The sequence below is a fragment of the Kitasatospora putterlickiae genome, from assembly GCF_039527695.1.
Classification (GTDB): domain Bacteria; phylum Actinomycetota; class Actinomycetes; order Streptomycetales; family Streptomycetaceae; genus Kitasatospora; species Kitasatospora putterlickiae.
The window spans coordinates 9,178-16,337 of record NZ_BAAAKJ010000287.1; the positions used below are offsets into that span (position 1 = coordinate 9,178).

Consider the following 7,160-nt stretch of genomic DNA (forward strand, 5'->3'; position numbering starts at 1 on the left):
GGTGCGGGTGCCGGTGGCGCCCGCCGAGGTGGGGCGGGCGCCGAAGGCGCTCGGCGGCAGGCGCGTCCCGCAGCCGGCCACCCCGGCCGGCACCAGCGCGACGATCAGCGCGAGCGCCGGTGCGAGCGTGCGGACCGGGGTCAGCCGCATCCGGGGATCGGGGTACCGCCGGCACCGGCCGCCTGGACCAGCAGACCGCAGAGCGTCGAGCGGGAGACCTTCCAGATGCCGTTGTCCAGCACCGCCTGCCCGCTCGCGGCCGGCGCGACCACACTGCCCTCCAGGGACAGCTCATAGGTGACGGTGGCCTCGGTGGCGGAGGTGAACTCCACCTTCGTCACCGCGGCCTTCACCTGGCCGACCCGCGGGTCCTGGGAGAAGCCCTCCAGGACGGGCAGCAGCACGTCACCGTTCTGGAGCAGCGAGGCCTTCTCGGGGATCGGGGTGGTCGGGTCGAAGAACTTCTGCCAGTTGTTGGTGATCTCGGTGGTGGCCGTCGCCGGATCGGCGGGCGCGGTCGCCCCGGGGCTCGGGCTCGCGGTCCCCGTGGCCGTCTCCGTGGCCGTCTCCGTCGCGGTGACGGTGGTGGTCGCGGTGGCGGTGGCCGGCGGTGACGGGCTCGCCGTCGAGGACTCCGACCCGCCGTCACCGCACCCCGCCACCGTGCCCGCCAGCAGCAGCGCGAGCAGGACGCCCGCCGACCGCAGGACCGGGCCGCCGCGCCGACGGGCGTCGCGCCGACGGATGCCGCTCTGCCTCACGTGCATGGTCTTCCCCTCGCCCCGCTCCTCCGGATGCTGTTCCAGGCCGATCCTGGAAACGTCGCAAGTGACACCATCAAGGCGGATCCATGGACGAATCGCAATCCGGGCGGCACAGCACCGCGAACCGCGCGAAGGCCGCGGCGGCGCGCGCCGTACGGTCGGCGCGGGAGAGCGGTGGATGGGCCGGATGGGCGCTGGTCGCCGTGGGCGCGGTGCTCTGCGTACTGGGCTGGTACGGGGTGTCCGGCGAGCGCTTCGTCGAGCAGCAGATCCCGTACCTGGCCTCGGCGACATTCCCGGGCGCGGCGCTGATCGTGGCGGGCGTCGTCCTGGTCGCCGTGCGCCCGTCCGACCGCGCCCGCGCCGGGCCGCGACCGTCACCTGCGGCGATGGCCACGACCACGGACCGCCGGATCGAGCACCTCTACGCGCTGCTCGTCGAACCCGGCGCATCCGGCGAGCCCGGCGAACCCTCCGGCTCCACGGGGACCGGCGCCGCCACCGGCCCCCCGCTGGCCGTCCCCGGCGGCACGCTCTACCACCGTCCCGACTGCCCGCTGGTGGCGGGCAAATCCTCCGCCGCCCCCGTCGACGCCCCCGCCGTCCGGGAGCGCGGGCTCACGCCCTGCCGCCTCTGCGACCCGCCGCCGGCCGACGGGATGCCGGACGCCCCCGCCACCCATCCGGGCGACCCGCGCCCGCCGACCGGCTGAGGCGGCGGGCCCGTGAACGTCCCCACCTCGGCCGTCCTCACCTCGGCCGGTCTCGACTCGACGGGCCTCACCGTCGACCTCGCGCTCGCGGGCCTCACCGTCGGCGGCGCCGCCGCGCTCAGCGGCATCGGCCTGGTCGTCTGCCACCGCGCCACCGGCGTGCTCAACCTCGCCCAGGGAGCGCAGGCGATGCTCATCGCCTACCTGCTGCGCGACCTGGTCGTGGAGCGGAACTGGCCGGTCTGGCCGGCCGTCGCCTGCTGCCTGCTCCTGGCCGCGCCCGCCCTCGGGGTGCTGCTGGACGTCCTGGTGTACCGGCCGCTGCAACGGCGCGGCGCCGGCCCGGCCGAGACGATGGTCGCCGGGCTCGGCGTGTTCGTGCTGATCATCGGGGTGGTGGTGCTGGTGTGGGGCGCCGCGCCGGTGGGCGGAGCGCCGTCCCCGCTCGGCGGGGCGCCGATCCCCCTGCCCAGCGGGCACACGCTGCGCCCGGACACGGTGGCGCAACTGGTCGCGATCCTCGTGCTCGCCCTCGCGGTCGGGGCGACGACCCGGTTCACGCCGTTCGGCCTGCGGCTACGGGCGGTGGTCGACGACCGTCGGCTCGCCGAGCTCGCCGGAGTGGACGCCGACCGGGTGTCGGCGGCCGGGTGGGCGTTCGGCTCGTTCACCGCCGGACTGGTCGGGGTCGCGCTCGCGCCCTACCTGCTGCTCGACCCGTACGGGCTGCCGCTGCTGGTCATGGAGACGATGGCCGTCGCGGTGGCGGCCCGGCTGCGGAGCATCCCGGTCGCGGTGGTGACCGGGCTCGGGCTGGGCGTCCTCCAGGCGGAGCTGACCCGGTTCCGCCCGGACGGGCAGTTGCTGCCGCTGGTGCAGGCCGTGCAGGCGAACCTGTTCGTGGTGGCGCTGCTGGCCGCCGCGCTGCTGGCCGGCCCCAGGCTCGCCGACGGGCACGACGAGCGCGGCCGGCCGGACGTCCGGGCCGTACAGCCGCCGCCCGTGCGGGCCCGGGGCGGCTGGACGGCGCGGGCCGTCTGCGTCGTCCTGCTCCTGCTCCCCCTCGGCTTCCGCGGCAACGACCTGCGCAGCGCGCTGCTGGTTCCGGCGTTGGCGCTGGTGCTGCTGTCGATCGTCGTGGTGACCGGTTACGGCGGGCAGATCTCACTGGGCCAGGCCGGGTACGCGGGGCTGGGCGCGCTCGGGACGGCGCTGCTGATGTCCGGGCGGATCCCCGGCCTCCCCGCCCTGCCGGCCGCGCCCGCGCTGCTGTTCGCCGTACTCGCCACCGCGCCGCTCGGCCTGCTCACCGGGTGGCCCGCCATCCGGCGGCGCGGCCTGGCCCTGGCGCTGGTGACCTTCGCGGTCGGGACGACGCTGAGCCGCTTCGTCTTCCAGCAGCCGTACGCCACCACCGGGCTGATCCTGGACCGGCCCGCGTTCCTGGCCGGCGATCGCGCCTTCTACGTCGCCGAGTTGCTGCTGCTCGGCCTGGGCACGGCCGTGGTGCGGGCCCTGCACGGCGGGCGCACCGGCCGGGCGCTGAGCGCGATGCGCGACCACGAGCCCGGAGCCGCCGCGGCGGGGGTCGACGTCCCGGGCCTCAAGCTGTTCGCCTTCGTGGCGGGCGCGGCGCTGGCGGCGCTCGGCGGCGGCCTGATGGGCATGGCCGGCCGCGCCTTCGACCCGGCCGCCTTCGACCCGGTGCTCGGCCTGCTCTGGTTCGCGGCCGTCGTCGTCGCGGGCGCCGACAACGCCCTCGCCGCGATCCTGGCGGCGGCCCTGATCACCGGCCTGGACGCGGGCACGGCGGCGGGCGTGTCCGCCGTCGCGGTCGGCGCACTGGCCGCCACCATCGGCCGCCTCCCCGGCGGCCTCGCCCACCTCAGCACCCCCCGCCCAGCCCTCAGCCCCGCCGTCCGCCTCACCCCCACCGGCCGCCACCTGCGCACCCTGATCACGACCCGCCGCCAGGCCACCGGCCCCGGCCCCGGCCCCGACCCCGGCCCCGGCCCCGACCCCGGCAAGGCCGAACCATGACCGAAGGCCGACGCACCACCAGGCACCCCACCCACCACCCAACCGGCCACCAGCGAGACCCAGCCATGAGCGGACGCCGACACACCACCACCCCACCAGGCACGCCGCCCACCGCGCGGCTGACAGCGCGCGGCATCGTACGGCGGTACGGGGGGATCGAGGCGGTGGCGGGGGTGGATCTGGTCGCGGCGCCGGGGCGGGTGACGGCGTTGATCGGGCCGAACGGTGCGGGGAAGAGCACCTTGTTCGACTGCCTCGCCGGAACCGTCCGCCCCGACGCGGGGCGGGTGCTGCTCGGTGGCCGGGACGTCACCCGGCTGCCGGTGCACGAACGGGTGCGGCTCGGGTTGGCCCGGACGTTCCAGCAGATCGCCGTGTTCCCGACGCTGTCGGTAGCGGACAACGTGCGGGTCGGGGCCGAGCAGCGGTCCGGGGCGGCGGACGGTCGGACGGCGCGCGCGCTCGCCGTGTTCGGCCTGGGCGCGCTGGCGGCGGAGCCGGCCGGCGGGCAGCCGACGGGCGTGTTGCGGCTGGTCGAACTGGCGCGGGCGCTGGCCGGCGAGCCGCGCGTGCTGCTGTTGGACGAGCCGGCGGCGGGCCTGGACACCGCGCAGACCGCCCGGCTGCTCACCGTCCTGCGCGGCTTGGCCGACGACGGCATGGCCCTGCTGCTGGTCGAGCACGACCCGGACCTGGTGGCCGAGCTCGCCGACACCGTCTACGCGATGGCCGACGGCCGGGTGGTCGCCGCCGGCCCGACGGCGGCGGTGCTGGCCGACCCCCGGGTGGTCCACGCCTGGGGGCGGTGACGGACGGGCGGCGCTGACAACTGACAACTGACAGATTTCAGATGACAGATGACAGATATCAGCTGACAGATTTCCAGCTTCCAACCGTCAACCCGCACTCGAACCTCAGGAGGCGAGCCCCCCATGCCCGTCGAAGTGGCCCTGCGGGCCGTGCGGGTGCGGTACGGCCCGCTGGAGGCCCTGCACGGCGTGGACCTCGCCGCGCCCTCCGGGCGGGTGACCGTGCTGCTCGGCCGGAACGGGTCGGGCCGCACGAGCGTGCTGCACGCGCTGGCCGGGCTGGTGCGGCCGGACGCCGGGCGGGTGGTGTGGCGGGGGCGGGACGTCACCGGCCTCGGCGTGCACCAGCGGGCGCGGCTCGGGCTCGCGCTGGTGCCGGCGGAGCGGGCCGTGTTCCCCTCGCTCACCGTCGACGAGCACCTCACCCTCGCCGCCCCCGCCCGGGGCGGTCCGGCGCGCGAGGCGCTGGAGCTGTTCCCCGAACTCGCCGCGCTGCTCCCCCGGCGGGCCGGCACGCTCTCCGGCGGTCAGCGGCAACTCGTCGCCATCGCCCGCGCGTTGAACGCCTCACCACGGCTGCTCCTGCTCGACGAGCCGGACCGGGGGCTGGCCCCGGCCGCCGCCGCCAGGCTGCACGCGCACCTGCTGTCCTCCACCGCCGCCACCGGCCGGACCGTGGTGGTCACGGCGCAGACCCTCCCGGACACCCTCACCGGCGCGGCCGCCGTGCACGTCCTGCACCGCGGCGAGGTCATCTTCTCCGGGGAGCCCGCCGAGCCGAGAACGGCTCCGGACGCGGCGCGGTGATCGCCTCGCCCGGTGCGGCGGCGGCCAGGATGTCGTCCAACAGTCCTCGGGCCATCGTGAGTTCGTGGATCTCCCCGCTGATCCGGGCCCGCTCACGGGCCAGGCCGGCGAGCAGTTCCGGGCAGGTCGGGCCGGGCCGGCGTTCGCCCGGCAGGGGCAGCCCGGAGAGCATCTCGCCGATCACCGCCGAACTCAGACCCGCCGCGAGCAGGGTGCGGATGCCGTGGACGGTGCGCACGTCCGCCTCCCCGTACTCGCGGTAGCCGCTGGGCCTGCGCGCCGGGCGGAGCAGGCCCTGCTGCTCGTAGTAGCGCAGGGCTCGCGGGCTCGCCCCGGTCCGCTGCGCCAGTTCACCGATCCGCATGCCGCCACCCCCACCGTCCCCGCGGTCCCCGCCGTCCGCCCGGGACCCTTGACTCTGACATCGACGTCAAGCTCTAGCGTAACCGCCGTGACAGAGAACCGATCGCACCCCATCGACCGTTCAACCCCCTCCTCCCCCAGGCCCGTTACCGTGCTCGGCCTCGGCCCGATGGGCCGGGCGCTGGCCGCCGCGCTACTCGCCGCCGGGTACTCGCCGACGCTCTGGAACCGCACGCCCGGCCGGGCCCCCGGCCTCGCCGAGCGCGGTGCGCGCACGGCCGTGAGCGCCGCCGAGGCCGTCGCCGCGAGTCCGCTCGTCCTGCTCTGCGTGCGCGACGCCACCGCCGCGCGCGCCGTGCTCGACGCCGCCGGCCCGGCGCTGGACGGCCGGACCCTGGTCAACCTGACCTCCGTCTCCCCGGAGGAGGCGCGCCGCAACGCCGACCTGGCCGCCGGATACGGCGCCCAGGTGCTCAGCGCCGCGATCCTCAGCCCCACCCCGACCATCGGACAGCCCCGCGGGGTGATCGTGTGCAGCGGTGAGGAGGCCGTCTTCCGCGCGCACCGGGGCGACCTGGGCGCGCTCGCCGGGACGGTGGACCACGTCGGCACCGACCCCGGCCGGGCCGCCGCGTACGACACGGCGCTGCTCGACCTGTTCTGGACCACCGCGCACGGCTATCTGCACGCCCTCGCCCTCGCCCGCGCCGAAGGCCTCTCGGCCGCCGAGTTCGCCCCGTACGCCCACGGCCTGCCGCGCATGCTGCCGGCGCTGATGGACGACTGGGCGCGCCGGGTGGACGAGGGCCGTCACCCGGGCGAGCGGGCGACCGTCGCCTCAGCGGCCGCCGGTCTGGCGCACGTCGCCCGCACCGCGCGCGGCCACGGCCTGGACACCGGTGTGCTCGACGCCGCGCTCGCCCTCACCGAACGGGCACTGGCGGCCGGGCGCGGAGCGGAGGGCGTCTCCGCCCTGACCGAGACCGCCGACCGCCGGGACCGCTAAAGACCACAGAGACCACAGAGACCGCCGAGACCATCAGGGCGCCGGGCGTCACTGGGCGAGGTAGCCGCCGTCCACCGGGAGGACGACACCGGTGATGAACGAAGCCTCGTCGGAGGCGAGGAAGAGGACGGCCGCCGCCACCTCCGCCGGGGAACCGAGCCGGCGCATCGGGTGGAGCTGTTCGATGGCGGCCAGGTACTCGGGCCCGCCGGGTTCGTCCCGCAGGCGGGCGACCCGCTCGGTGGTGATCGTGCCGGGGGCGACGGCGTTGACCCGGACGCCCCGGTCGGCCCACTCCACCGCGAGGTGCTTGGTGAGGCCCGAGGCGACGAACTTGGCGGGGCCGTAGACCGCCTGGCCGCGCTGCCCGGCGACGCCGGAGATGGACGAGACGCAGACGATCGCTCCCCCGGCGGGCGTCATCGCCTCGATGGCGTACTTGCAGGTGAGGAACATGCCGCGACCGTCGACGGCCATCACGTGGTCCCAGTCCTCGGCGGACGCCTCGGTGATCTCCAGCAGCGGAATCACCCCCGCGTTGGCCACCAGGACGTCGAGCCGGCCGTGCCGTTCGACGGCGGCGGCGATCATCCGGCGGGCGTCCTCCTCCCGCGAGACGTCCCCGACGACCGTGGTGACGGCCTGCGGCAGCTGGTCC

8 protein-coding genes are annotated in these 7,160 nt (G+C 76.3%); 5 read left to right on the top strand and 3 right to left on the bottom strand.

Going from position 1 to position 7,160, the window contains the following annotated elements:
- Positions 1 to 140 precede the first annotated feature (140 nt).
- Positions 141 to 767 carry an MTB12 C-terminal domain-containing protein gene (locus ABD308_RS28040; RefSeq protein WP_344340244.1) on the bottom strand — a complete coding sequence of 209 codons (627 nt, stop codon included), beginning with the start codon at positions 765 to 767 and terminating at the stop codon, positions 141 to 143.
- Positions 768 to 850: 83 nt separating this feature from the next.
- Here ABD308_RS28040 and ABD308_RS28045 point away from each other — a divergent pair, with 83 nt between their 5' ends.
- The 4 genes from ABD308_RS28045 (at position 851) to ABD308_RS28060 (ending at position 5,133) form a co-directional block, all read left to right on the top strand.
- Positions 851 to 1,477, top strand: coding sequence for a hypothetical protein (locus tag ABD308_RS28045; protein WP_344340247.1), 627 nt, complete (start codon positions 851 to 853; stop codon positions 1,475 to 1,477).
- A 12-nt stretch (positions 1,478 to 1,489) separates the two neighbouring features.
- The gene (locus ABD308_RS28050) at positions 1,490 to 3,517 is read left to right on the top strand and encodes a branched-chain amino acid ABC transporter permease (RefSeq protein ID WP_344340249.1); all 2,028 of its coding nucleotides are present in this window, start codon (positions 1,490 to 1,492) and stop codon (positions 3,515 to 3,517) included.
- 164 nt (positions 3,518 to 3,681) lie between these two features.
- Positions 3,682 to 4,326 carry an ABC transporter ATP-binding protein gene (locus ABD308_RS28055; RefSeq protein WP_344340252.1) on the top strand — a complete coding sequence of 215 codons (645 nt, stop codon included), beginning with the start codon at positions 3,682 to 3,684 and terminating at the stop codon, positions 4,324 to 4,326.
- A gap of 123 nt (positions 4,327 to 4,449) precedes the next feature.
- Entirely contained in the window at positions 4,450 to 5,133 is a 684-nt protein-coding gene (locus ABD308_RS28060) for an ABC transporter ATP-binding protein (protein WP_344340255.1), read from the top strand.
- Here ABD308_RS28060 and ABD308_RS28065 read toward each other — a convergent pair.
- Positions 5,078 to 5,497 carry a MerR family transcriptional regulator gene (locus ABD308_RS28065; RefSeq protein ID WP_344340257.1) on the bottom strand — a complete coding sequence of 140 codons (420 nt, stop codon included), beginning with the start codon at positions 5,495 to 5,497 and terminating at the stop codon, positions 5,078 to 5,080. The two genes, ABD308_RS28060 and ABD308_RS28065, sit on opposite strands and share 56 nt — an antisense overlap.
- 87 nt (positions 5,498 to 5,584) lie before the next feature.
- Here ABD308_RS28065 and ABD308_RS28070 point away from each other — a divergent pair, with 87 nt between their 5' ends.
- Positions 5,585 to 6,502, top strand: a complete 918-nt coding sequence (locus ABD308_RS28070) for an NAD(P)-dependent oxidoreductase (protein WP_344340260.1) — start codon at positions 5,585 to 5,587, stop codon at positions 6,500 to 6,502.
- Positions 6,503 to 6,550: 48 nt separating this feature from the next.
- Here ABD308_RS28070 and ABD308_RS28075 read toward each other — a convergent pair.
- Positions 6,551 to 7,160, bottom strand: a 610-nt coding sequence (locus ABD308_RS28075) for an SDR family NAD(P)-dependent oxidoreductase (protein ID WP_344340264.1), incomplete at its 5' end; no start/stop codon positions are given.

Excerpts from the sequence above, each read along its gene's own strand:
- ABD308_RS28040 (WP_344340244.1), bottom strand. The coding sequence starts at position 767 with ATGCACGTGAGGCAGAGCGGCATCCGTCGGCGCGACGCCCGTCGGCGC.
- ABD308_RS28045 (WP_344340247.1), top strand. The coding sequence starts at position 851 with ATGGACGAATCGCAATCCGGGCGGCACAGCACCGCGAACCGCGCGAAG.
- ABD308_RS28060 (WP_344340255.1), top strand. The coding sequence starts at position 4,450 with ATGCCCGTCGAAGTGGCCCTGCGGGCCGTGCGGGTGCGGTACGGCCCG.
- ABD308_RS28065 (WP_344340257.1), bottom strand. The coding sequence starts at position 5,497 with ATGCGGATCGGTGAACTGGCGCAGCGGACCGGGGCGAGCCCGCGAGCC.